This window comes from Hymenobacter psychrotolerans DSM 18569 (genome assembly GCF_900142395.1).
GTDB classification, from domain to species: Bacteria; Bacteroidota; Bacteroidia; order Cytophagales; family Hymenobacteraceae; genus Hymenobacter; species Hymenobacter psychrotolerans.
The window spans coordinates 15703-38880 of sequence record NZ_FRAS01000012.1; the positions used below are offsets into that span (position 1 = coordinate 15703).

General features: G+C 59.5%; 18 protein-coding genes. 8 read left to right on the forward strand and 10 right to left on the reverse strand.

Annotation, left to right across the window (positions count from 1 at the left end; all coding sequences use genetic code 11):
• The first annotated feature begins 11 nt into the window (after window positions 1–11).
• From BUE15_RS11840 to BUE15_RS11860, 5 genes are all read left to right on the forward strand, one after another.
• Entirely contained in the window at window positions 12–620 is a 609-nt protein-coding gene (locus tag BUE15_RS11840; RefSeq protein WP_073285046.1) for a porin family protein, read from the forward strand.
• Window positions 621–806: 186 nt separating this feature from the next.
• Complete coding sequence (locus BUE15_RS11845) at window positions 807–1400, forward strand: porin family protein (RefSeq protein ID WP_073285049.1); 594 nt, start codon at window positions 807–809, stop codon at window positions 1398–1400.
• Between the two features lie 136 nt (window positions 1401–1536).
• A complete protein-coding gene (locus tag BUE15_RS11850) occupies window positions 1537–2130 on the forward strand; it encodes a porin family protein (protein ID WP_073285052.1) in 594 nt (197 codons plus the stop codon).
• Between the two features lie 44 nt (window positions 2131–2174).
• A complete protein-coding gene (locus BUE15_RS11855) occupies window positions 2175–2789 on the forward strand; it encodes a porin family protein (RefSeq protein WP_073285070.1) in 615 nt (204 codons plus the stop codon).
• A gap of 61 nt (window positions 2790–2850) precedes the next feature.
• Window positions 2851–3456: a porin family protein gene (locus tag BUE15_RS11860; RefSeq protein WP_073285073.1), complete on the forward strand. Its 606-nt coding sequence runs from the start codon at window positions 2851–2853 to the stop codon at window positions 3454–3456.
• Window positions 3457–3541: 85 nt separating this feature from the next.
• Here BUE15_RS11860 and BUE15_RS11865 read toward each other — a convergent pair whose 3' ends face one another.
• The 4 genes from BUE15_RS11865 to BUE15_RS11880 form a co-directional block, all read right to left on the reverse strand.
• Window positions 3542–4906, reverse strand: a complete 1365-nt coding sequence (locus BUE15_RS11865; RefSeq protein ID WP_073285076.1) for a dipeptidase — start codon at window positions 4904–4906, stop codon at window positions 3542–3544.
• Window positions 4907–4982: 76 nt separating this feature from the next.
• Entirely contained in the window at window positions 4983–5549 is a 567-nt protein-coding gene (locus tag BUE15_RS11870; protein WP_073285079.1) for a hypothetical protein, read from the reverse strand.
• A 151-nt stretch (window positions 5550–5700) separates the two neighbouring features.
• Window positions 5701–6342 carry a glycerol-3-phosphate 1-O-acyltransferase PlsY gene (gene plsY, locus BUE15_RS11875; protein WP_073285083.1) on the reverse strand — a complete coding sequence of 214 codons (642 nt, stop codon included), beginning with the start codon at window positions 6340–6342 and terminating at the stop codon, window positions 5701–5703.
• Window positions 6343–6573: 231 nt separating this feature from the next.
• Complete coding sequence (locus BUE15_RS11880) at window positions 6574–12060, reverse strand: hypothetical protein (RefSeq protein ID WP_139252246.1); 5487 nt, start codon at window positions 12058–12060, stop codon at window positions 6574–6576.
• A 347-nt stretch (window positions 12061–12407) separates the two neighbouring features.
• Between BUE15_RS11880 and BUE15_RS11885 the strand changes: the two genes are divergently transcribed.
• Window positions 12408–12749, forward strand: coding sequence for a hypothetical protein (locus BUE15_RS11885; RefSeq protein ID WP_073285089.1), 342 nt, complete (start codon window positions 12408–12410; stop codon window positions 12747–12749).
• A 78-nt stretch (window positions 12750–12827) separates the two neighbouring features.
• On the opposite strand, the gene prmA is transcribed toward BUE15_RS11885, so the two are convergent.
• Window positions 12828–13661 (reverse strand): 50S ribosomal protein L11 methyltransferase, encoded by an 834-nt coding sequence (prmA, locus tag BUE15_RS11890; RefSeq protein ID WP_073285092.1) that lies wholly within the window; start codon window positions 13659–13661, stop codon window positions 12828–12830.
• A 387-nt stretch (window positions 13662–14048) separates the two neighbouring features.
• Between prmA and BUE15_RS21560 the strand changes: the two genes are divergently transcribed.
• Window positions 14049–14552, forward strand: coding sequence for a hypothetical protein (locus BUE15_RS21560; protein ID WP_139252247.1), 504 nt, complete (start codon window positions 14049–14051; stop codon window positions 14550–14552).
• Window positions 14435–14893 carry an OmpA family protein gene (locus BUE15_RS22490; RefSeq protein WP_073285095.1) on the forward strand — a complete coding sequence of 153 codons (459 nt, stop codon included), beginning with the start codon at window positions 14435–14437 and terminating at the stop codon, window positions 14891–14893. The genes BUE15_RS21560 and BUE15_RS22490 overlap by 118 nt, the downstream gene beginning before the upstream one ends.
• A gap of 74 nt (window positions 14894–14967) precedes the next feature.
• Here BUE15_RS22490 and BUE15_RS11900 read toward each other — a convergent pair whose 3' ends face one another.
• The 5 genes from BUE15_RS11900 to uvrA all read right to left on the reverse strand — a co-directional run bounded on the left by BUE15_RS11900 (window position 14968) and on the right by uvrA (window position 22405).
• Complete coding sequence (locus tag BUE15_RS11900; protein WP_244535943.1) at window positions 14968–15348, reverse strand: 7(1) septoil knot domain-containing protein; 381 nt, start codon at window positions 15346–15348, stop codon at window positions 14968–14970.
• A gap of 125 nt (window positions 15349–15473) precedes the next feature.
• Window positions 15474–16238 carry a triose-phosphate isomerase gene (gene tpiA / locus BUE15_RS11905; RefSeq protein ID WP_073285100.1) on the reverse strand — a complete coding sequence of 255 codons (765 nt, stop codon included), beginning with the start codon at window positions 16236–16238 and terminating at the stop codon, window positions 15474–15476.
• Between the two features lie 48 nt (window positions 16239–16286).
• Window positions 16287–17081 (reverse strand): hypothetical protein, encoded by a 795-nt coding sequence (locus tag BUE15_RS11910; protein ID WP_073285103.1) that lies wholly within the window; start codon window positions 17079–17081, stop codon window positions 16287–16289.
• A gap of 146 nt (window positions 17082–17227) precedes the next feature.
• On the reverse strand, window positions 17228–19273 hold the full coding sequence (locus tag BUE15_RS11915) for a T9SS type A sorting domain-containing protein (RefSeq protein WP_073285106.1): 2046 nt from the start codon (window positions 19271–19273) through the stop codon (window positions 17228–17230).
• Between the two features lie 252 nt (window positions 19274–19525).
• Window positions 19526–22405, reverse strand: a complete 2880-nt coding sequence (uvrA, locus tag BUE15_RS11920) for an excinuclease ABC subunit UvrA (protein WP_073285109.1) — start codon at window positions 22403–22405, stop codon at window positions 19526–19528.
• Window positions 22406–23178: the final 773 nt, after the last annotated feature.

Consider the following 23178-nt stretch of genomic DNA (forward strand, 5'->3'; position numbering starts at 1 on the left):
GTATCCCGATTATGAAGAAGCTAGTTCTCACTTTGGCCTTGGTCGCCGGCGCGGCCTCCCTTAGCCACGCGCAGGGCGTGAAGCTGGGCGTAAAAGCAGGAGCCTCGTACGCCAACGTCACCGGCGACGACACGGAAGATGCCAAATACAAATTCGGGTTCAACGCGGGTCTGACGGCCAACTTCGGCTTCTCCGACTTGCTGTCTTTCCAGCCCGAACTGCTGTACTCGCAGAAAGGCTTCCAGTTTGAAGACGATGCGATTGACCTGAAAGTAAAGCAGACCTACCACTACGTAGATGTGCCGCTACTGCTCAGAATCAATGCTGATGGTCCGTTCTTCGAATTGGGCCCGCAGGTGGGGGTACTGCTCGGCCAGAAGTCGAAGGTGACAGTTGACGGCGACGACGTTGACTCCGATTCGGACTCTGACCTCGACGGCTACAACCGTGTTGATTTCGGCTACATTGCCGGCCTGGGCTACCAGCTGGAAAGCGGCCTGAGCGTGGGCGTGCGCTACAACGGCGGCATCGGCAGCATCTTCGAAAACAACGACGACTCCGGCAAGGTGCGCAACTCCGTGTTCCAGCTGCAGCTTGGCTACCTGTTCGGCGGCAAGTAAGCCACTTCGCTCCTGCCTGAAAAGCGGCTCTCCTGTTCCGGGAGAGCCGCTTTTTTGCTTCTCAAGAAACAAATACCGCCCTTTGCGCAGATATTTTTGCACTGTAGCAAGCCAGAATATAGAAACAACGCTACCTTTGCGCGCTGCAAAAAAGCAGCACTGTTCTATTCCACACTTTTCAAGAGTATGAAAAAAGTAATTCTTACCCTCGCTATGGCCGCTGGTGTAGCTTCGTTCAGCCACGCTCAGGGTGTAAAAGTTGGCCTGAAAGGCGGTATCAACCTGTCTACGTATGCCGGCGACGACGCTGATGGCTCTGCTCTCAAAGTTGGCCCTCTGGCCGGCGTTGCCCTCAACCTGGGCATCAACGACATGCTTTCTGTGCAGCCGGAAGTACTGTACTCCGTAAAAGGCGCTCAGGACGAGGAAGACAGCAAGTTCAAGCAAAATCTGAGCTACATCGATATTCCGGTGCTGCTGAAGTTCAACGCCGATGGCCTGTTCTTCGAGTTGGGTCCGCAGCTGGGCATCCTGGCTTCGGCCAAAGCCAAGTACGACGACGACGACATGGACATCAAAGACGGCTTCAACACGGTTGATTTCGGCTACGTAGCCGGCGTGGGCTACCAGCTCGATGGTGGCTTCAACCTGGGCCTGCGCTACAACGGGGGCATCACCAACGTAGCCAAGGAAGTTGAGATTCTTGGCGACAAGTATCAGGCTAAAGTGCGCAACAGCGCCTTCCAATTCTATGTAGGCTACATGTTCGGCGGCAAATAAGCTACCCGGCATTCCTGCCAAAAGGCCCGCTTCTCTCCGGAAGCGGGCCTTTTTTGTAGCCGGCGGTTCGGGCACCCGGAGTTTTCCGCGTAGCTTTGGCCGCTTATATTCTCTTACACTTTCGTGGTTTTCACGCATGAAAAAGCTTATTCTTTCCCTGGCGCTGGTCGGATTTAGTACCCTGGGGGCGCAGGCGCAGAGCGCCCGCCTCGGCCTGAAGGCCGGTGGCTCGCTCACTACTTTCACCGGCGACGCGGCCGATGGCGAAGACCAGAAATTTGGGTTCCATGCGGGTCTGTTCGCCAATCTGGGCATCAACAGCACCTTCTCTATTCAGCCCGAGCTACTCTACTCGCAGAAAGGCTCCAAGGAAAGCTTCGGCAACACGGACGTCGTCAACCGCTTCAGCTATATTGACGTGCCGGTGCTGCTGCACATCAACGCGCGGGGGCTGTTTTTCGAGGTGGGCCCGCAGGTGGGCTTTCTGGTGGCGGCCAAAACCGAGCTGGGCAATCTTTCGCAGGACATCAAGAACGACTTCAACACCGTGGATTTCGGCTACGTGGCCGGCCTGGGCTATCAGCTGTCCAACGGCCCCGGCATTGGGCTGCGCTACAACGGCGGCTTCACCAAGCTGCCCAAGGCCGTACCCGTTGGCAATACCACTTACCAGGCTGACCTGCGCAACAGTGCTATTCAGCTCTATGTGACTTATATTGTGGGTAAATAGCCGTTGGTTACAGCTACCCCCCTATTCCTTAAAATACTTGATTTATGAAGAGCGTTTTTCTCGCACTATGCCTGCTGGCAGGCTTAGGCACCGCGGCGCAGGCGCAACAGTCGGCGCTGGGGCTGCGGGGCGGCCTTAACCTGGCCCGCTATGCCGGGCCCAATTCCCGGGGCGGCTCCACGCTGGCCGGCGGGCTGCTGGGCCTCACCGTGACGTCTACGTTCAGCAAGGCGGGCACTACGGCGCTGGAGTTTGAGCTGCTGTATTCGGGCAAGGGCACGAAAGCGGAAGAAGGCAATCAGCAACTCACGCAACGCCTACACTATCTCGATATGCCCGTGCTGCTACAGTTTCGGCCGGGCAAGATGGAGCTGGAGCTGGGGCCACAGTTTGGGTTGCTGGTGGCCCATAGCACCAACTACTCGGATGGGCGCGGCAACCGCCTCCGAAGTGTAGGCACCGGCGGCTTCCGGTCGTTTCAGGTTGGCTACGTGGCGGGCATCGGCTACCGCGCCCCCACCGGCGTTGGATTTGGCTTCCGCTATAACGGGGCCGTCAGCGACATTGGCGCCGGTAGCGGCCTGCGCAATTCGGTGTTTCAGTTGCAGCTGAGCTACCTGCTTCAGTCGCTGCAGCCGGAGCCCGAGTTCAGCAACTAGTAGTAGTGCTGAAATCCGTTGGACTTTATCTAACTTTGCAGTATCATTTTACTATTTAAATATGAAAAAAGCTCTCCTTTCTTTGGTCCTGTTGGGGGGCCTTTCTTCTGTAGCTTCTGCACAATCTGTGCGCTTCGGCCTGAAGGCAGGAGCCACTTTGGCTAATTTCCGCGGCGACGACATCGAAGACACTAAGTCCATTTATGGCTACCACGCAGGATTTGCAGCCAACTTGGGCATCACTGAGCACCTGTCGCTACAACCTGAACTTCTGTATTCGCAGAAGGGTACCAAGCTCGAAGAGGATAATGTGAAGCTAGTACAGCGCCTGCATTACATCGACATTCCGTTGTTGGTGAAATACAATTTTGGTGGCGCTTTCGTGGAGGCAGGCCCGCAATTCGGTTTGCTGGTATCTTACTCTTCCAAGCTCAAGGACGACAACGACGAGTTGGACCTTTCAGACCTGGAGTATAACCCCTACACCCCTTCTGATGTGGGTTTCGTGGTAGGCGCCGGGTATCAGCTAGGAAACGGCCTGACGGCCGGAGTACGTTATAACGGCGGCCTGTCGCGCATAGCGGCCCCCGACTATAACAACAAGCTTAAAGTGCATAACTCGGCATTTCAGGTGCAGATTGGCTATATGTTTGGCAGCGGCGAATAGCCTACCTCCACCCAAACTTTAGTAAAAAGGCCCGCTTCTCTCAATAGAAGCGGGCCTTTTTACTAAAAGCGAGGCTCTTTACTCCTTATGCCTTCATGGCGGCCGCATAGTTGCGGTAGAAGTGCGGAATGGTTTCGATGCCTTTCAGGAAGTTGAATACGCCGTAGTGCTCGTTGGGCGAGTGAATAGCGTCAGAGTCGAGGCCGAAGCCGAGCAGCACGGTATCGAGGCCCAGCTCCGATTTGAACATGGCTACAATCGGGATGGAGCCGCCGCCGCGCGTAGGAATGGGGCGCTTGCCGAAGGTGGTTTCCATGGCATCGGCAGCAGCTTTGTAGGCCACCGAATCAGTTGGCGTCACGACTGGCTCGCCGCCGTGGTGGGGCTTCACGACTACCGTTACGCCGGCCGGCGCAATGCTTTCAAAGTGCTGCTGAAACAGGGCCGTAATTTCTTCGGAGGTTTGGTTGGGCACGAGGCGCATTGAAATTTTGGCGAAGGCCTTGGAGGCAATAACCGTTTTGGCACCTTCGCCGGTGTAGCCGCCCCAGATGCCGTTCACGTCCAGCGTGGGCCGGATTCCGATGCGCTCCACGGTGGTATAGCCCTTTTCGCCGTAGATGTCTTTCAGGCCGATGCTTTGCTTGAACTCGTCGTCGGAGTGCGGCACGCGGTTCAGCTCGGCGCGCTCTTCGGCCGAAAGCACGGCTACGTTGTCGTAGAAGGCGGGGATGGTGATGTGGTTGTTTTCGTCGTGCAGCGAGGCAATCATCTTGCAGAGCACATTGATGGGGTTGGGCACGGCACCGCCGTAGAGGCCGGAGTGCAGGTCGCGGTTGGGGCCCGTCACTTCCACCTCGTGGTAGCTCAGGCCGCGCAGGCCCACTTCGATGCTGGGCACGTCGTTGGCGAGCATGCCGGTATCCGAAATCAGAATCACGTCGGCGGCCAGCTTCTCTTTGTTGGCGCGCACGAAGATGCCCAGGTTGCTGGAGCCGATTTCCTCTTCGCCCTCAATCATCACTTTGATATTGCAGGGCAGGCCGCCTTCCTGGTTCATTACTTCCAGCGCCTTCACGTGCATGTACACCTGGCCTTTGTCGTCGCAGGCGCCGCGGGCGTAGATTTTGCCGTCCTTGATAACGGGCTCAAACGGCGGCGAGGTCCACAGCTCGTAGGGGTCGGCGGGCTGCACGTCGTAGTGGCCGTACACGAGCACCGTGGGCAGGCTGGGGTCGATGATTTTCTCGCCGTAGACGATGGGGTTGCCGGCGGTCTGGCACAGCTCCACGTTGTCGAGGCCTACTTCTTCTAGGCGGGCTTTGAGAAACTCAGCGGCGCGCAGCACGTCGCCGTGAAACTTGGGGTCGGCGGAAACCGAGGGAATACGGAGCCAGTCCAGTAGCTCACTCAGAAAACGGTCCTGGTTCTGTTCGAGGGTAGCAGCCATGCGGGCACGGGGGTTAGTGGGGAATGCGGGGGTAAAGGTAGGAAAGGGCAAGGTAGCGTAGAACTCAGCGCGTACGCTATTCTCCGGGCCGAGAAACGGGCGGCGCGGCTGCTTCAGCCAGCAGGCTTTCCAACAAAGCGGCTTCATGGTCCAAGGCTGAAATACGGGCCTCCAACAGCCGCTGCGGCCCGGCCCCATAGTGCTGGGCAAGGGCCTCCATGGCTTCAGCTTCGAACGTGGCCAGCCACCGTGCTTCCCGCGCCGGGTCGCTGACCGGGCCGGTCCAGGCCCTGAGGGCCGGCACCGCTGCCAGCCGCGCCTCGTAGGGGGCGGCATGGCGGCGCAGCTGCCGTAGCTGGTAGCGCAGCCGGTCGGCATGATGCCGGCAGTAGTCCAGTCGCGCTTCAACAGGCTCCCGCTCGATGGGTGGCGGCGGCAGCGGGGCAATTGCCCGCGACCCGCTGGTGAGGTCCAGCGTACGGCCCGCCATAGCCATAGCCAGCCGGGCATCCTGCACGCCCCGGCCTTGGGGTAGTGCCCGCCGCCCCGTTTCTACCAGCGCCAGGGTAGTACGGTCGATGCCTAGCCAAGCCGCCAGACGCTCCTGAGTGAGGGCAAAAAACTTACGAAGTGAAGCATCCATGGTCTTGGCTTACAGATGCAACACTTTACCAAACAACTCTAGTAATTGTTGCATATAGGCATGCAACACCTGTGGGTGCAACAATTTAAAATTGTTGCACCCACAGGTGTTGCAGAGTGATTTAACCGTTTTCAGCGGCAGCAAACGCTGCTTATTTCCGTTTCCACGGCAGCGGCACACGGCTTTCGGTGCCGGCGCGGAGGCGGCCGATATTAGCGCGGTGGGTGTAGATGAGCAGCCCGGCGACGATGAAGCCGAACCACAGCAGCAGCGGATTCTGCGGGCGGAACGCGGGCAGCAGCTGGAGTAGCGCAAACGTGACGCCAGCCGTCATGGAAGAGAGAGAAACGTACTGCGTGGTGGCCAGCACCGCCAGAAACACCAGAATGCAGACGCCCACCGTGGCCGGAGCAATAGCCAGCATCACACCCAGAATGGTGGCCACGCCTTTGCCGCCCCGGAAGCCCGCAAACACCGGGTAGATGTGCCCCACCACGGCCAGAACACCGCAGGCCAGTTGAAAATACAGTAGCTGCCCGGCCTCAATGGCGCCCTGATTGAGCATCACGGCAGCCAGCGAGGTGGCGGCCCAGCCTTTCAGCACATCAATGGCCATGACGAAGGAGCCGGGCTTTTTGCCCAGCACCCGGAAGGTATTGGTGGCGCCCGCGTTGCCGGAGCCATGCTCCCGGATATCGAGGCCGAAGAAGCGCTGGCCCACCCATAGGGCCGTGGGGATGGAACCGAGCAGGTAGGCCAGCAGCAGCAGACCGAGGATGAGGGGAATATTCATGGGGGCGAGGTCAGGAGCCAAAGATAGAAGTATGCCCCGGTTGGAGACGCCGCACAGTTTCGTGCTGGTCCGCCGCCGTAGGCGTCCGGCCGGTCGTCGTATGCTGCCGTTGTTTCGGGTTGGGGTGTTGCGCGGGTGGCACGCACGTCGACCGGTCGGACGCCTACGGCGGCGGACCGGGGCAACAAAAAACTGCCCCGACCTAAGTGGCCGGGGCAGTTGCGTGGGGGCTTAGGAGCCGCCGAAGGGGTCGTTTTCGTTGGCCTTTTTCTTCTTCTCTTCTTCCTTGGCCTTCTTCTCTTCCTCTTTCTTCAGCTTCTCCGCTTCTTTGGCTTTGCGCTCTTCCTCCTTCTTAGCCTGCTTGGGGTCTACGGCGGGCTCGGTGGCCGCGGGCTCGGGAGTGGCTGGTTTGGCGGGAGCGGGTTCAGTGGCTTTTTCCTTGCTTTTCTTAGGCGCATCGGCCGCTGGCTCGTCGGCTACAGGATCAGCCTTCTTCTCCTTTTTCTTGGTGGTTTCTACCGGTGCGGCCCCGGCATCTCCCCCACCGAAGGGGTCGTTGGGGTCGGCGGCGGCTTCCTTCTTGTTCTTTTTCTTCTTGTCTACCGGTGCTTCCTCTATCGGCATGCCATCAGCATCGAAGGCGGGCTCGTTGCCTTTCTTCTTTTTCTTCTTGGTATCCTGATCGAAGTCGAAGTTGCCGGTGCTCTGCGAGGCGGCCGAAACCGGGGCGGCGCGCTTCTGCTTGGGGTCTTCCCTGAGGTAGTCGCGGCGGAAGCGCACCAGGTACTGCTGCACCTCCTGGTCGTCGCCGAGGTAGAAGCCGTACTGCGTGGCCGTGTTGTAGTCACCCTTGGCGGCACGCCCGATGATTTCGTCGAACGAGCCGTGCTGCGCCTTGGCCAGCATGGCCGTGCCCGAGTACTTCAGGAAATACCACGTCTGGGGCTCGGCCTCCAGGTACAGGTTCACCTCGTCGGTGTTGTTGTCGCCTTTATGGATTTCGATGTGGCCGTCGATGAGCACGTTCAGGTCTTTCTTGCCGATGCTCACGAGGCCAATCTTACCCACCGAGTACCACGCCTTGAACTTCTCGCTCCAGCGCAGGTCCACTTTGTTGAGCACTACGGTGTGCAGCATCTTGGGCGAGAGTTTCTGCAGCGGCTCATACTTGCCACGCCGCGCCGAATACGCCTGCACGGCTTTGTTGCCCATCATTTCGCCCAGCTTATACAACTCTTCCTGCGAGCCATTGAGCGCTTCGGGCGAGCCTTTGGTGTTGGTGGCCATATCCGTAGCCATGGCTTCCACGGCCTTCTCCGGCATGTTGATGTCGAAGGCCATGAAGGTGTCGAGATTATAACGGTTGCTGTCGGGCTTGGCCGTGCCTACCCCGGCCGCCGTGATGCCGTAGTCCTTGTTGGAGTTGATCAGGTTGAGCTTGCCCCGGAAGCTCAGGCCGCCGGTCGAGTCGGTGAAGGTCAGCACCGAGCCCTCGTAGATGTTGGGGTCGGTGAGGTCGTGGTTGGCAATGGTGTAGAGCCCTTTCTTCTGATCAAACGACAGGTAGCCGCCTACCTGGAACAGGTTCCGGTCGATGATGTCCTGCTTGGGGCCCGCGTAAAGCGGATATACCTTGCCGGTGCCTTCCGACATAAACAGGCCCGTAAACAGCGCGCTGGCGTCGCCTACTTCATCGGCCTTACTGCGGGTGGGCGGTGCTACCGGGTCGGGGATGCGCAGCCGGATGGCTTTGGGGTCGATGGAGTCCTGCACCGCAAACCAGTCGGCGGAAGTGGGAAGCTTGCTGAACTCAAGGCGGCCCTGCCCGTCGAAGATGAAGCCGCGCCGCTTGGAGTTCATGTTCACGCCACCGCGGTAGGCAATGCGCGGCGCCAGATGAAACTTGTCCTTGGCATCAATAGAGGCCACGGCCATCGTAGCGGGCGAAGGCGGCGCATCTTCCAGCACGTTGCCTTTCTTCAGCAACCCGCTCTTCTTGCCGCCTTTGGCGCTGGCCAGCATAGCCGTCGAATCGACCTGGAAGTTGGCGAACTTGATGGCGAAGGAGTCGGCGGAAGCATTTTTGTAGCTATACAGCGCGTTGCCGGTGAAAGCCGTGCGCGACAACACCTTGATTTCGCCTTTGTACAGGCTGTGGAACTTGGCCAGCGTATCCATCACGATACCGGCATTCTGGAAGGTGCGCATCTGGGCGTTGGCCAGGATGTACACCTTGTTCGAGTCGGGCTCAATCCAGGCGTCGGCGGCGGCAATGCGCGGCACGCCACCCGCAATCAGGCGGTAGCGGGTGAGGTCGTACTGGCCGGTAGCGGCCCGGAATTTCAGGCCTTTCTGGTCCGGTTTGGTCGAGTAGAAGTAGGAGCGCGTCGAGTCGGCGCCGGGCGCTACTTTCAGCTGCACCAGCTTCTTCTTGAAGTCCCACTTGCCGCCCGACAGCGTGGTTTTGTAGTCGGAGTACGGCAGGTCGATGCTGGACTTGGAGTCGCCCTCTTCGCGGGCAAACGACGTGTTGCCGTTCTTCACGTCGTAGGAGAAGGCCACGTTGTTGGCCGTGAGGGCCGGCTTGTTGGGCTCCGCCGACTTGATGCTAAGCGTGGACTTTTTGCCGGTGTAGCTGGTGGGCTTGAAGGCAATCTGGGTGGAGCGGATGAAGGACTGCGGGCCATCCATGCCCCCGTCGCCGTAGAGGCCGCCGGGCGTGAGCGTGGCCGTGCCCTTGAAGCCGTACTGGTCGCCGTACATCTTCATGGCCAGGCCCTGCGGCTGGGTGCTCAGGTACATCGAGTCCTGCTTCACGGCCCACTTCATCTGGTAGCCGGCCGGCAGCGTCACTTTCGTAAACTCGGTGCCATTGAGCGGCCCGGGCAGAATAACGCCCGATTTGCCTACCGTCACGACGGAGTCTTTGTAGAAGATGAACTGGTCGCTTTGCAGCGTGCTGGTGAGGTACTTGATGTCGCCGACGCCCTGAATACCGCGGTTGCTCATCTTCACTTTGTTGAAGAGGCGGCCCTTGCCGCCGTATACCGGCACGCCTTCCTTGGGCAGGTCGTAGGTGAAGCCCAGCGAGCCATCTTCCTGCAGAATCAGCTTGGTTTTCAGGTCCGGAATGATGCCGCCCGACACAAACGTGCCCTTGAAGCCCACCGCCGAGCGGTTTTTGTTGTTGAGCGAGTCGAGTTTGAACGGCGGAATGTCGAAGTAGACGGTGGTATCGTAGGCGCCGCCCAGCACTTCCGGCTTGTCGAAGTACACGTAGGCACCGGTGGTAGCATCAAACGACGGATACGCGCCCATCTTCTTGCGCCCCGACTTGTTGTTGGGGTGGTTGATGTAGAGCTTGCCGGTGGAGGTTTTCTTCTTGTTGGTGAGCGTGAAGTCGGTGTCCTTGCGGGCCTTCATGACGGAGCCTTTCGAGCCCTTGCCCTTCACGATGATGGAGTCAATCTGGGCCAGGTCGATGAAGAACCCATCATAATCAAACTTGAACTCCTTGCCCTTGAACACGAACGACGAGGCCACCACCGTCCCGTTGAACAGGATTCCCCGGTTCTTCTGAATGCGGATGATGCTGGAGTCCGGCTTTACGAACACCGTCACGGAGTCGTCGGAGAAGTTGAAGCGGTCCACGCCCCGTACAATCAGGTCGTTGGTGTTCAGGTTGAGCGTGGCGTTCTTGCCCGAGGGCGAGAGGCTCTTGATGGCAATATGGTCGTAGTCTTTCTTGCCGCGGCTCGAATTCACGTAGTGCGTGGCCTTGGGGCGCAGCGTAATCTGCTGGGTCTGGGGGTTCCAGTCCACGTAGCCGTCGCGGGCGAGGCCGGCGGCGGCGGAGCGCACGTTTTCGGGCTTGAGCTTGCGGAAATCAGCCACTTCCTGCACCGTGAAGCGCCGCTTGTTGCCGTTTTCAGCGCTGTAGCCCACCACCATCTGCAACGGGTGCAGCTTGTTGATGGCCTTGATCTGCTGGTAGCGGGTGTTGGTGTAGAATTCCTTGCTCTCGAAGTTGGCCGTCACCTGGTTTTTGGCCGTGAGCATGGAGAAGTTGATGTCGGGCGTGCGGATGGGCCAGGTGAGCATCTCCGCCGTAATTTCCATCTGGTGGTAGCTGTCGAAGTAGGGCGTGGCCTTGTAGAGGCCAGCCTCGCGGGCCAGCTGCAGCACCTGGCTTTTCTTCGTGTATTTCAGCTTCACCCCGGGGTGCGTGAGCGAGTCAATCTTGTCCTCGAAAATGGTAACAGCCGCCCGCTCCGCCGTAATCAGCGAATCGCCGAGCACGTAGGCCCGCGACGAAGCCCGGAACTTGGGCTTGCCGTCCAGGTCCACGAAAATGCGCGACAACGACCCATCCAGCGCCGCCGACAGCATGCGGCTGCCCGCCAGCGAGAAGCCGCCGTAGTAGCGGATATTGTCGCCGATGTTCTTGATGCGGGCGTCGTTGGTGAGGGAGATGAAGCGCGGATAGCCGGAGTCGGTGGCGCCGGGCTTTTTCTTCAGGCTTTTGTAGGAAAGGGCCCCTTTCACGGGCGCTTCCAGCACCGCCGGATAGGTCAGCGTCACGGGCTCAGCCGTAAATTCGGCTTTGCTCAGGTCGAAGTCGTAGGTAGTGAGGTCGGCGGTGGCGGGGTTGCCGTTCACCTGCCAGCCGTACTGGCCGCCATAGCCCACAAACTTGCCGGTCTGGGGCACCACGGCGCCACTGGTTTTCTTGATGGTGATGGAGTCGCCGCCGGTCGACATGAACAGGTCGGCATCCTTCAGCACCAGCACCGGCCCGCGGGTAGGCGGCGCCACGTAGTTGTCGAAGTAGGGTGCGGGCTCGAAGGCGGGGGCAGGCTCCGGAGCCTGGGCTGCGGGAGTTGTACCGGCCTTGGCGGGCGTGGTTTTGGCGGGTGTTTTCTTGGCCGGCGTGCCCCAGCCGTCGTTGCTGTCGCCCCAGCCGCCACCGCCGCTGCTCCACAGGTCGGCCGTGTCCCAGCCGTCGGACTTGCGCTTTTTGGGCGCGGCTTTCTTGGCAGCCGGCTTGGCGCCGGGCTTGGTGTTGAGAGGTTGCGTAACTACCGCCGCCGCCGCCGGAGCCGGGGCTGGTGCCACTGCGGCCGGCGCCATGCTGGGCATGTCCTGGTCGTTGTAGGCAAACGAGAACGTGCCGCCGATGACGCGCAGCGTGTTGTAGCGGGAGCTGAACAGCACCTTAGTGTCGAGGAACTGCGCGGCCGAGCTCAGAAACTTGGCGGCTTCAGGACCCGGGTCGGTGCGCACGGTTTTGGTGGCTACCGCCAGAAACTCCGTCATCTGCGCGTCCGAGAAGTTCTGGACCGTAGCGCCGGCCACCACCGCGTTGAACAGCGCCTCCAGGTGTGGGCGCGGCTTGTAGCCCAGCGTCAGCATCTGCTGCGAGAGAGTCACGATGGTGCTCTGGTGCGTAGCGGTGAGCTTGTTGCTGGCCCACAGCTGCTGCAACTTGGCTGCCGTGTTTTTGGCCGCCGCGTTGTTGGTAGCCGCCATCATCAGCTGCACATCCTGCATGAACTGGGCAGGATCAGTGGATAGCTTACCGGTAAAGCGGGCTGCCGGTGCCGGCGTACCGGCGGGCTGAGTTTTAGCTGGTTGTTGCGGCTTGGTCTGCTGGGCCAGCGCTGGCGCACTGAGCGTCAGCACCATGGCGCAAAGCCACCCGAAAGCGTATTGCTTCATAGAAAATTCCGTCGGAACCTGATTAGTCGCCTACAATTTCGGTAAAACGAACGGTATTCTCATGGCAAGGCGCTCCGACTGAGCGTATTCGTCGTTTTAGCCAGTTTCGGGTGAATCCTGTCCAACAATCCCGGGCCGATAGGCAGCTACTTAGTGTCAATGTGCCGCCACAGTATTGGCTGAAGCTGCATACGCGCAGCGCGCATAAAGCCCGCAGAACAGCCTGGCAGCTCATGATGCTTTTGTAAATTTATTGGTGGCGTGGCCTCGTGCTGTGCCGAAAAAGGTATCTTTCCGAACCGCATCTGCGTATCTTCTAAGCAGAACTCTTATAGTGTACTTGTCCCATGCTCAACGCTGCTTCCCGGCTTTCTGCCCTCGCCCCGAACGCGCTGCTGCGCGCAGTCCAGACCTTGCGCGACGATATCACCCAACGTCTGGGCAAGTCTTCGGCCACTGTGGCCGAATGGAAAGACATTCTGCTGCTCGTCGACCCGGAAGTGCAGGTCCGGCCTGAGTGCGGCACCATCATCGTGCGCCGTGGCAAGGCGGCCCTCGACCGGCTGGCCCGCCACTACCTGGTGCCGCCGCATGACGTTCTGCCCAAGCTCAGCCGCAAGTCGCTGGTTCACGAAAACCCCGTCGATTATGGTCTTTCGGATGAAGAATGGCTGGCTCTGTGCCTCTAGTTCTTCTCAGGTAAATTTCATCAAAAAGCCCGATCTGCTAAGCAGACCGGGCTTTTTGATGGGTACAGGTTGTACGTGTCAGGGCTTGCGGAACACGGCCGACACCCAATGGTTCTGCATACGGTGGCTTTCGTAGCGCAGGCCTTCCTTCTCAGCGGCAGCCCGGATCAGCGCCAGGTCTTCCTCGTAGAAACCAGAGAACAGAATGGGGCAGCCGGGCTTCAGGTACTGGCCGTAGGCGCCCATGTCTTCGAGTAGCACGTTGCGGTTGATGTTGGCCAGAATGATGTCGAAGGGTGCCTCGCCTTCCAGCGCCGTGATGTCGCCGAGGCGGGCTTCCACTTTGTCCTGCACGTTGTTTTCGGCGGCGTTGTCGGCGGCATTTTCGGCGGTCCAGGGCTCCACGTCCACGGCCAGCACGTAGCTGGCACCCAGATGCACGGCCATTACGGCCAGAATACCGGTGCCGCAGCCCATGTCCAGCACCCGCTTGCCCTGGTGGTCGATGTCGAGCTGGTTGGTAATCATCAGGGCCGTGGTGTCGTGGTGGCCGGTGCCGAACGACATGCGGGGCATGATGACAATTTCGTACTGCAGGTCGGGGCGGGCCTCGTGGAACGGCGCGCGCACCGACACCTTATCGGCAATTACGAGCGGCTGGAAGTTCTTTTCCCACTCGGCGTTCCAGTTCTGGCGCGTAATCACGCGGTGCTCGTAGGTCAGTTCGCCCAGGCCTTCGTAGCGGCTCATTACCTCCGCAATGGCATCGGCCGAGAACTTGTCCTCGTCGATGTAGGCGCAGAAGCCTTCGTCGTTGTCTTCGAAGGTGTCGTAGCCAACTTCGGCCAGCTCAGCAACCAGAATATCAGACAGCTCGGCGGGAGCCTGCACGCGCACTTCAACAAAATCCATAGTCAGCAGAAAACAGTTCGGGGAAACCGGCCGGGCCGGAAGGCAAAGGTCGCAGGAAAAACCGGGCGCGCCAATGCCCGCCCCAAATCGAAGCGCGCCTTGGCCGGGCACACATCATTGTATCTAACTATTACTTCCTTTGAGCCGGCAATCAGTCCAACTCTCCCTAACCACTGTTCTATGAAAACAACGATTCGCCTCGTAGCTTCCTGCACGTTGCTGGGCCTGCTGGCCGCCTGCGGCTCCAAGGACAAGCCCGCCGAAACGGCTGCCACCGAAACGGCGTCCACCACTACCTAGGTTGCTACGACCACCGAAACGCCTGCCCCAACCACCGAAGCCGCTGCTCCCGCCGCCACCGCCGACGCAACCTTCGACATCAACTCGGTGCCGGTCACCTCAGCCGACCTGGGCTCGTTTCCCTATCTGAGCGGGTTGCAGACCTACGAAGTGAGCACCAGCAACAGCGAGGACTACGATTTCGAAATGGCCTACGTGTATGATGGGAAGAATCTGGTTCCTATCGAAGGCAAAGTGTCGCAGCGCTATTTCAGGCCTAAAAATGGCGAGAAGCAGGCCTCTGAGCTGATGATCCACCGCAACTACGAAGACCTGCTCAAGACGCTGGGCGCCACCAAAGTATCGGACGGAAAACCAGCCAAAGAATCCATCGACAAGATCGGGTACGACAAGATATACAAGCACGGCAAGTGGAGCGTCAGCTCCGACCACGAAACCGACACCTACGTTATCCGGCAGAAAGACAAGGAAGTATGGGTGCAGGTAACCGCGCTGGGCAGCGACGCCAACTACAACCTGACCGTGACGGAACGGGCCGCAATGCCGCAGCAGGCGGGCATCATCAAGGCCGACGAATTAAAAAAAAACTAGAAGCCACAGGCCAGGCCACGCTCTACGTCAACTTCGATACCGACAAAACCAGCATCCGGCCTGAGTCGGCGCCGACGGTAGCGGAAGTCGTGACGCTGCTCCGGCAGAACCCGGCGCTGCGCCTGAGCGTGCAGGGCCACACCGACAACGCCGGCACGCCGGCCCACAATCAGCAGCTTTCGGAGGGCCGGGCGCAGGCGGTAGTAGCCGCGCTTACGCAGGCGGGCATTGCCACCGGCCGCTTGCAGGCCACCGGCTTCGGCCAGACCAAACCCCTGGCCGACAACACCACCGAAGAAGGCAAAGCCCAGAACCGGCGCGTGGAACTCGTGAAGCTGTAAGCTGACCTGTAACGCACAGAAAAGGGCCGTTTCTCTGCAGAGGAACGGCCCTTTTCTGTGCAGCACTATGGCACCTAGTTTTTGCGGCAGCCGGCGAAGGAGCGCACCTTGGTGAAATGCATGCTGAAGTCGGCCAAAGAGCGGTTTTCGGACACGAACAGCACGTAGTCGGCAAAGTCGCGGGCCTCGGTGAGGTACCACAGGCCGGCTTTGTCGGCGAAGAGCTTGTTGTTTTCGGTGAACACCAGCACATCGGCAAAGGCTTCCTCCGGCTCCTCATACACTGCCCCGAAGCAGAAGCCACGGCGGCGCGGGTCCCGCTCCAGGTATACCGAGCCATAGATGCGGCAGGGCTCCAGCGAACCGGCCGGCGCGGCCGCCACAAACGGCACCCGCGGCTGGGGCTGCACCGGGCTCAGGGCCAGCATACCGGAAAGGAGAAGCGTAGAAAGCATAGGATGAGAACCTGGATTGGAGAGCTTAGAACTTAGAAAAACTGCTGAGAGCAAAGAGCTTGCCTGAGTAGCTAAACCTTCAGCAACCTGCTCTAAGTTCTAACTTCTCCTTTCTCGGTTCTGATTTAGAACGACTTGATGATTTCGGTGAAGTCGCGCGACTTGAGGGCCGCCCCGCCGATGAGGCCACCGTCTACGTCGGGCTGGCTGAACAGCTCCCGGGCGTTCTGGGCATTGGCCGAGCCGCCGTAGAGGATGGTGGTGTTTTCGGCCGCTTCGGCGTCGTAGGCACGGGCAATCTGCTCCCGAATGAAGGCATGTACTTCCTGCGCCTGCGCGCTGGTGGCTGTTTTGCCCGTTCCGATGGCCCAGATGGGCTCGTAGGCTACTACCACTTGGTCGAACTCCTCGTTGGACAAGTGAAACAGGCCCTCTTTCAGCTGCTGGCTGATAAAGTTGAAAGTATCGTCGGCTTCGCGGGTTTCCAGGCTTTCGCCCACGCAGAAAATCGGCTTCAGGCCGGCTGCCAGCGCAGCTTTCAGCTTCTGGCTCAGCAGCTCGTTGTCTTCGCGGAAATACTGGCGGCGCTCCGAGTGGCCCAGAATCACATACTCCGCTCCTACCGACTGCAGCATCCTGGCCGATACCTCGCCGGTGTAGGCGCCGCTTTCCTTCTGATGGCAGTTCTGGGCGCCGAGGTGGAACCGTCCACCTTCGGGCAGCTGCTTGCCAATGGCCGACAGGAACGGGAACGGCGGGCAGATAACCACCTGCACGTCGGAGCCGGTTACTTCGTCCTGCACCATGTTGGTGATTTCCGATACCAGCGCCAGGCCGTCCTGGAGCGTCATGTTCATCTTCCAGTTGCCGGCAACGAGGTTTTTACGCATAATGAGGGGGGTAGAGTGGGAATGAATGGGCCGCAAAATACAGACAATTCAGACGCCGAGGCTGCGACGACGACGGCGCGAAGCCAGCACGAAGCTGCCCCCTGCCGCCAGCACCGCCCCAATCAGCGCGGCCCAGGCCAGTTCCGGATACTCGGCCCGGCGGGCCACCCAGATGGCCACCAGCGCCCACGCCACCACCAGCGCAATGGTTTCTTCCTGAAACCGGCGGCTCAGCAGCAGCGCCAGCACCACCACCACGGCCAGCAGCACCAGCGTCAGGAGCACCGTCAGGTTTTCGCCGGTTTGCCAGCCCAGCTGCCGCAACCCAATGGTGACGTTGATGGTGGAGGCCACCGAAATCCAGCCCAGGTACAAGCCAAACGGCAGGCTGATCCAGCGCGGGGCCTTGTGGTCGATGGTGCGGCGCCGGGCCCGCCCGTATACCACGATGAGGCTGCCCAGAATCACCAGCATAGTCGCCACGCTCGGAATAATCAGCTCGTAGGCAAACAGCACCACCCAGCCGGCCGTGGCCAGGCTGGCCAGCGTGAGCGGCCTGGCTACGGCGTCGGGCAGCCCAACCGTGCGCTGGGCCGGCAGTAGCTGCCACATGGCATAAATGGACAGGCTCAGAAAAATCAGCCCCCAGATGCTGAACGCGTAGCCCGCCGGCGTGAGCAGCGTCGGGTATTTGGCCGATACCTCGCCCATGTTCTGCCCGTTGAACGGGAAGGCGTTGGAGTAGTAGTTGAGGAAGATGTTGCCGAAGATGGCGGCGGCGGCCAGCCAGCGCCAAAGGCGGCCGGCAGCAGGGGTTCGGTAGGAATTGTAACTTGAAGACATATGGTGGAATTGTAGTTCCTTCCTACGGGTCAGATTCGGCAGATGTTAGCTCCGGACCGGAAAGGAAATACAGCAGCTGGTGCCACTCGGATGGGGTGCAAACGGGCAGAGTCCCGACAAACTCTGGACCTGGCTATGGTCATACACTACTCTATCACTACGCGCTTAGACAGCATTTCGGCTCCAGCCTGCAGCTGCAGTACGTAGACACCGGCTGCAACGCCCTGCACCTCAAAATCCAGCTTGGTACCCGCAGCGGGCAGCGGTGCCGTTTGATGACGCATCACCTGCCCCAGTGTGTTGCGCAACGTAGCGTGCACCTGCTTAGCTCCAGGCACTGCCGGTAGCAATATTATGAAATGCTGCCGAGCGGGATTGGGATAAATCTGCACGCTGGCAGCACTTAGAGCAGCCACACTGGCAGCCGGGCGCATGGACTCGAAGCGCAACGCGAATCGGCCGGTCAGTGGGCCGGCTGTGGCGGAGAATGTGTAGCGCGGCTGCTGGCTCAACAGGATACTCTGTCCGGTCAGAGAATCGTGCAGATACACGGTAGCCGTGCCTAGGTGGAGCAGTTGGGCAGCTTCCAGCGTATAGTCGTCGGCTTGCGGTAGGCTTACACGCAAAGGCACTACTACGGAGCCGGTCAGGCTCGGCAGGCCGTTGATGGCCTGTTCGGTGCCCGCTGCCAGGGTGCATATCGTAGGCGCCCCACTGACACTCTGTGGAATCTTTAGTGCATCATAGCGCGCATCTGCGCCGGCAGTGGCACCGGCTTCGAAGTACACATAAGTCTCATCAGCAGCGGCGTTGCCTGCACGCGCCAGCGTCAGCTGCAACAGCGGACGATTTTCTGTATTCCGCTGCACCGTGGGCTCCTGCCCAAACGTGGCGACCCGTGCCGCATTGGGTAAGGTAAGACTCACAACCGAATTAGGCTGGCTTACGCGCACGAAAAACCCCTGACCCAGAGGTATTACAGGGTTGCCAATACCGTTGACATAGCTACGGTACCGACCAGTATACTGCCCGGTGCTCTGGTACACGTAGAGCGCCGCATCGAGGCCAGCGGGCACGGCTACTTGGCGCCAGTCCAGCGGCGCAGGAAACGGGTTGCCCAGCAGCTGCCAGCCCGCGTCGGCGTCAGCCCCGCGGCTCAACGTCCGCGTTACGTTACGCTGGTTCGGCACGCCTTGGAAGCTGATGACACTACTGGCGGGCAGATTCACGGTATAGCCTTGGCCTACTGCCAGCGAGTCGGTGAGAGAAGCGGGTGAAACCCACCCCTTATCGAACGGACTCAAGCTCACGGCCGGGCTGTTGGCCAGCCGGGCTTGGTCGTAGCCGAATACCGTGGGAAAAGGTGAAACACTGCCCGGATTGGCGGCCATATTGTAAACCTGATTCACTACCGGCGTGAAGCCTCCTACTGTCAGCATGCTGACGGTAGCACTCCGTACCGGGGCCGACAAGTGGCGGTAGCCAAGGCCTGCGTTCAGATTCGGGTCGATACTGCGCTGGATGATGATGGGCCGGGTGATGAGCGGCCCCGGTGGCACCCCATTCCCTGACCGGTCCACTAGCAGAGCGGTTCCGCGCACGGGGTCAGAAAGCAGCGTAATTGTGCGGGCGGGCCCCGGGACAAGAAGAAAATTCGGGTCGATGATCGTGCTGTTGTTGGTTCTCAGCACTTCCGCAACGCTCACGTCGCTTTGCAGCGCCAGAATGTTGTTTCCTGGAGTCCCTTGTATGTTCACCACATTTGCTATCAGACTACGCACCCGGGAAGGCAGCCCCGAACCCGTGTATTGTACTACGGGCACGGCCTGGAAGCGTATTGCCGCATTGTACACGTAGTTAGCATCGGGGCTATACGAGCGACTGGAAGAGCGGATGCTGCCGCCGTTGGGCGAGGTGCTGCCCGCTGCCATAATGCCGAATGAGTCCCCGATATGCAGTGTCCCGCCCGCCTGCAGCTCAAACGCGCCTCCGCCTACCAGCCATTCATTGGTAATCAGGGTGCCTCCGTCTTCCACGCGCAACAGGCCGGTTACAGCCACGTTGGCACGCATCGTGGCAATGCCGCCCCTGGCAATGGTTAGGTTGGTATAAATGCCCCCAATATTCTGGGCTGAGGAGATGGTCACGGTCTGCGCTGAAGCCGCCGAGGCCAGCAACAGCAGACTCAGCATCAGCAGGACACTCCTCAGCTGCGGACGGCAATGAGTAAGTAGTGGTGTAGTCATACAGCAGTGAAGATAAGGGAGTGGGAAATACCAGCGGCCCCCGGCTATTAAGGGATGGGCGGGCAGGCTGCCGCCAGAGTTGTCTATTTAAATTACTGAATTTATCGTCGCCAGCCTAATGTGGTCAGCATCCTTCTGGCTAAGACGCTATGGGTTAGATTCCAGCCAACTGCTTTATGGTCTGTGCCAAATAAACCACTACAGCTTCTCGGCCAGGAAACGCGCCGTGTGGTTGCTGTCCCGGAGTTTCACCATTTCCTCGGGCGTACCCTCGAAGAGCAGATGGCCGCCGTTCAAGCCGCCTTCGGGGCCCAGATCGATAACCCAGTCGGCGCACTTGATGATGTCCATGTTGTGCTCGATGATGAGCACCGAGTTGCCCTGCTCCACCAGCGCGTTCATGGCCGTCATCAGCTTGTTGATGTCGTGGAAGTGCAGGCCGGTGCTGGGCTCGTCGAAGATGAACAGGATTTTATCGTTCTGCAGGGTGTTGCCCTTGGTCAGGAACGAGGCCAGCTTCACGCGCTGGGCCTCGCCGCCGCTCAGCGTGTTGGCCGACTGCCCCAGGCGGATGTAGCCCAGCCCCACATCATCCAACGGCTTGAGGCGCTCCACGATTTTGGGCTGGTCCTTGAAGAACTCGATGCTGTCCTCAATGGTCATTTCCAGCACCTCGTTGATGCTTTTCTCCTTGTACTGCACGTCCAGCACGTCCTGCTTGAACTTGCGGCCCTCGCAGGCTTCGCAGGTCAGGTAGATGTCGGCCATGAACTGCATTTCAATCTTCACCTGGCCTTCGCCCTGGCACACTTCGCAGCGGCCCCCGTCAATGTTGAACGAGAAGTGCGACGGTTTGAAGCCCCGGGCCTTGGCTAGCTGCTGGTCGGCAAACAGGCTCCGGATGGCGTCGTAGGCTTTCACGTAGGTTACGGGGTTGGAGCGGCTGCTTTTGCCGATGGGATTCTGATCCACGAACTCCACGTGCGTTACCTGGCCGTTCACGCCGGTAAGGCGGTCGAACTTGCCGGTGGCTTCGCCCGCGCCGCCGCCGAGCTGCTTGAGCAGGGCCGGGGCCAGAATCCGCCGAATCAGCGTGGATTTGCCGGAGCCGGACACGCCCGTTACCACCGTCATCACGTTCAGCGGAAACTTTACCGACACGTTTTTGAGGTTGTTTTCGCGGGCGCCGGTCAGCTCCAGGGCGTTGCGCCAGGGGCGGCGCGTTTTGGGCACGGCCACCTCGCGGCGGCCACTCAGGTACTCGCCGGTGTAGGTATCCGACTTCAATACCTCAGCATAGGTGCCCTGGAACTGCAGGATGCCGCCCCCGCTACCCGCCTCGGGCCCGATGTCGATAATCTGGTCGGCCTGCTCCATCATCTTGTCTTCGTGCTCCACCACAATCACGGTGTTGCCGAGCTGCTGCAAGGAGCGTAGCACGCCAATCAGCTGCTCGGCGTCTTTGGGGTGCAGGCCAATGCTGGGCTCATCGAGAATATACATGGAGCCTACCAGTGCCGAACCCAACGACGTAGCCAACGAAATCCGCTGGCTCTCGCCGCCCGACAGTGTGCTGCTGAGGCGGTTGAGCGTGAGGTAGCCCAGGCCCACCCGGTTCAGGTACTCCAGCCGATTCGTGACTTCCGTGACGAGGCGCTCGGCTACTTTGGCTTCGTGCTCGGGCAGGTCGAGGGTCTGAAAAAACTCCAGCGCCCGGCTCACCGGTAGCAGCACCAAATCGGTGATGCTCTGGCCGGAGATTTTCACGTACTGGGCGTCTTTGCGCAGGCGGGTGCCGCGGCAGTCGGGGCAGGTGGTGCGGCCCCGGTAGCGGCTTTGCAGCACGCGGTACTGGATTTTGTGGGTCTGGGTAGCCACCCACTTGAAGTACTCGTCCAGTCCATCGAAATACTTGTTGCCTTTCCAGAGCAGCTGGCGCTCGGCCTCGCTCAGCTCGTTGTAGGGCCGGTGAATCGGGAAATCGAAGCGGATACCGTTTTTGAGCAGGGGCTTGAGCCACTCGCTCTGCTTGTCGGTGCGCCAGGGGGCAATGGCGCCCTCGTACACGGTCATGCTCTTGTCCGGAATCACCAGGTCTTCATCAATGCCCAGCACCGAGCCGAATCCTTCGCAGGTCTGGCAGGCGCCGTAGGGGTTGTTGAAGGAAAAGAAGTTGACGCTCGGCTCCTCGAACACCAGCCCGTCCAGCTCAAACTTATCTGAGAAGTATTGAGTAGTGGGTATTGAGTAGTTAGTATCGCCATTACTAGTCTCACTACTCACTACTGAGTACTCAATACTCAACGTGCCGTGGCCCTCGAAAAAGGCGGTCTGCACCGAGTCGGCGAGGCGGAAGGTCAGGTCTTCGTCGCCGGGGATGATGACGGCGCGGTCAATCATGATGAAGACTTCGCCCTTCACTTCGGGCTGGCCCTCAGTTAGCAGCTCCTCGATGAAGGCGGTTTGGCCGTTCACCACCACGCGGCTGTAGCCTTTCTGCAGCAGCAGATCCAGCTCCTTGCTCATGGGGCGGTCGTCCTGGGCGGGCTGCAGCGGCGCGAGTAGCATCACGCGGGTGCCTTCGGGCAGGTGCATGAGGTAGTCCACCACGTCGGCCACGTTGTCCTTCTTCACCTGCTCGCCGCTCACGGGCGAATAGGTGCGGCCCACCCGCGCAAACAGCAGCTTCAGGTAGTCGTAGATTTCGGTGCTGGTGCCCACGGTGGAGCGGTTGTTCTTGATGCTGACCTTCTGCTCGATGGCAATGGCCGGCGAAATGCCCCGGATGTAGTCCACGTCGGGCTTGTCCATGCGGCCCAGAAACTGGCGGGCATAACTGCTGAGGCTCTCCACGTACATGCGCTGGCCCTCGGCATACAGCGTATCGAACGCCAGACTCGACTTACCCGAGCCCGACAGGCCGGTCACGACGATGAACTTGTTGCGCGGCAACGCCACGCTCAGGTTCTTGAGGTTGTGGACGCGGGCGTTTTTGATGAGGATAAACTCGCGCGGGTCGAGCTGGTCAATGGGGTCGGCCGCGGGGGCAGCCAGTTGCAGAACGGAGTTGTCGGCCATAGAACGGGTAAACAGCCGCAGCCCGGGGTTTGGTTTCCTGCTGCTGCGGTTTGGAGTAGCGAAGGTACGCCGGGGGCGGCTGGGTTGCTTTACGTAGCATGCGCAAAGACGCCAAGTAGCCTGAAGCGTGTTACCGTCGGTATGCTTCACGCTTCTATCTTGCGCATACAGGGCCGGCTCCCGCTATCTGGAGAAGCGGCTATCTAAATGCTATTGCTGGTTTAAAAATGAACGAATCGAGAATTGACAAAATAGACTATGCAGTCGTTTCTCTATATCTGCTTATCGGAAGTTTTATATGGGTTTCATATAAATTCTCCTTCTTAAAGCAAGATAATATAAACAGCATGCTGCTTGCATTGACTTTTACAGGACCCCTATCTTTATTTCTAATGTATTACCAAAGGCTCCGTATTCCGGCGGTCTCAACTATTTGGTTTGTAATAGGAGCCGCGCAATGGTATTTGGTAGACAAGCTCAAAAGCAACCCAGATTTTAACTCCAAGGTGGGGACTTACGCCGACTATGACCTGAATCTATTGGCAATGCTTATAATCTTTACAGTCTTTAGAATTTTAAGCCTGCTAATCATGAAACAGGAATTTATGATGGCAACTCATTTCTCTCCAAAGGATAATAGAGAATTGAATTTTCTCGATTATATCCTGACCAGTACAGGGTGCATTTTACTGACAATCGTAATACCGAAATATAGATAACCAGCCATTGCAGCCCCACCCCGCACTCGCTCGGCTACCGGCGGGTAAGACCTA

Bases quoted from the DNA above. Each gene is read 5' to 3' on its own strand.
- plsY (WP_073285083.1), bottom strand. From the start codon at position 6,342: ATGAATATTCCCCTCATCCTCGGTCTGCTGCTGCTGGCCTACCTGCTC.
- BUE15_RS11850 (WP_073285052.1), top strand. From the start codon at position 1,537: ATGAAAAAGCTTATTCTTTCCCTGGCGCTGGTCGGATTTAGTACCCTG.
- BUE15_RS11885 (WP_073285089.1), top strand. From the start codon at position 12,408: ATGCTCAACGCTGCTTCCCGGCTTTCTGCCCTCGCCCCGAACGCGCTG.
- BUE15_RS11880 (WP_139252246.1), bottom strand. From the start codon at position 12,060: ATGAAGCAATACGCTTTCGGGTGGCTTTGCGCCATGGTGCTGACGCTC.
- BUE15_RS11870 (WP_073285079.1), bottom strand. From the start codon at position 5,549: ATGGATGCTTCACTTCGTAAGTTTTTTGCCCTCACTCAGGAGCGTCTG.
- BUE15_RS11865 (WP_073285076.1), bottom strand. From the start codon at position 4,906: ATGGCTGCTACCCTCGAACAGAACCAGGACCGTTTTCTGAGTGAGCTA.
- BUE15_RS11855 (WP_073285070.1), top strand. From the start codon at position 2,175: ATGAAGAGCGTTTTTCTCGCACTATGCCTGCTGGCAGGCTTAGGCACC.
- BUE15_RS11845 (WP_073285049.1), top strand. From the start codon at position 807: ATGAAAAAAGTAATTCTTACCCTCGCTATGGCCGCTGGTGTAGCTTCG.
- BUE15_RS11860 (WP_073285073.1), top strand. From the start codon at position 2,851: ATGAAAAAAGCTCTCCTTTCTTTGGTCCTGTTGGGGGGCCTTTCTTCT.
- BUE15_RS11840 (WP_073285046.1), top strand. From the start codon at position 12: ATGAAGAAGCTAGTTCTCACTTTGGCCTTGGTCGCCGGCGCGGCCTCC.
- tpiA (WP_073285100.1), bottom strand. From the start codon at position 16,238: ATGCGTAAAAACCTCGTTGCCGGCAACTGGAAGATGAACATGACGCTC.
- BUE15_RS22490 (WP_073285095.1), top strand. From the start codon at position 14,435: ATGGGTGCAGGTAACCGCGCTGGGCAGCGACGCCAACTACAACCTGAC.
- BUE15_RS11910 (WP_073285103.1), bottom strand. From the start codon at position 17,081: ATGTCTTCAAGTTACAATTCCTACCGAACCCCTGCTGCCGGCCGCCTT.
- prmA (WP_073285092.1), bottom strand. From the start codon at position 13,661: ATGGATTTTGTTGAAGTGCGCGTGCAGGCTCCCGCCGAGCTGTCTGAT.
- BUE15_RS11900 (WP_244535943.1), bottom strand. From the start codon at position 15,348: ATGCTTTCTACGCTTCTCCTTTCCGGTATGCTGGCCCTGAGCCCGGTG.
- uvrA (WP_073285109.1), bottom strand. From the start codon at position 22,405: ATGGCCGACAACTCCGTTCTGCAACTGGCTGCCCCCGCGGCCGACCCC.
- BUE15_RS11915 (WP_073285106.1), bottom strand. From the start codon at position 19,273: ATGCTGAGTCTGCTGTTGCTGGCCTCGGCGGCTTCAGCGCAGACCGTG.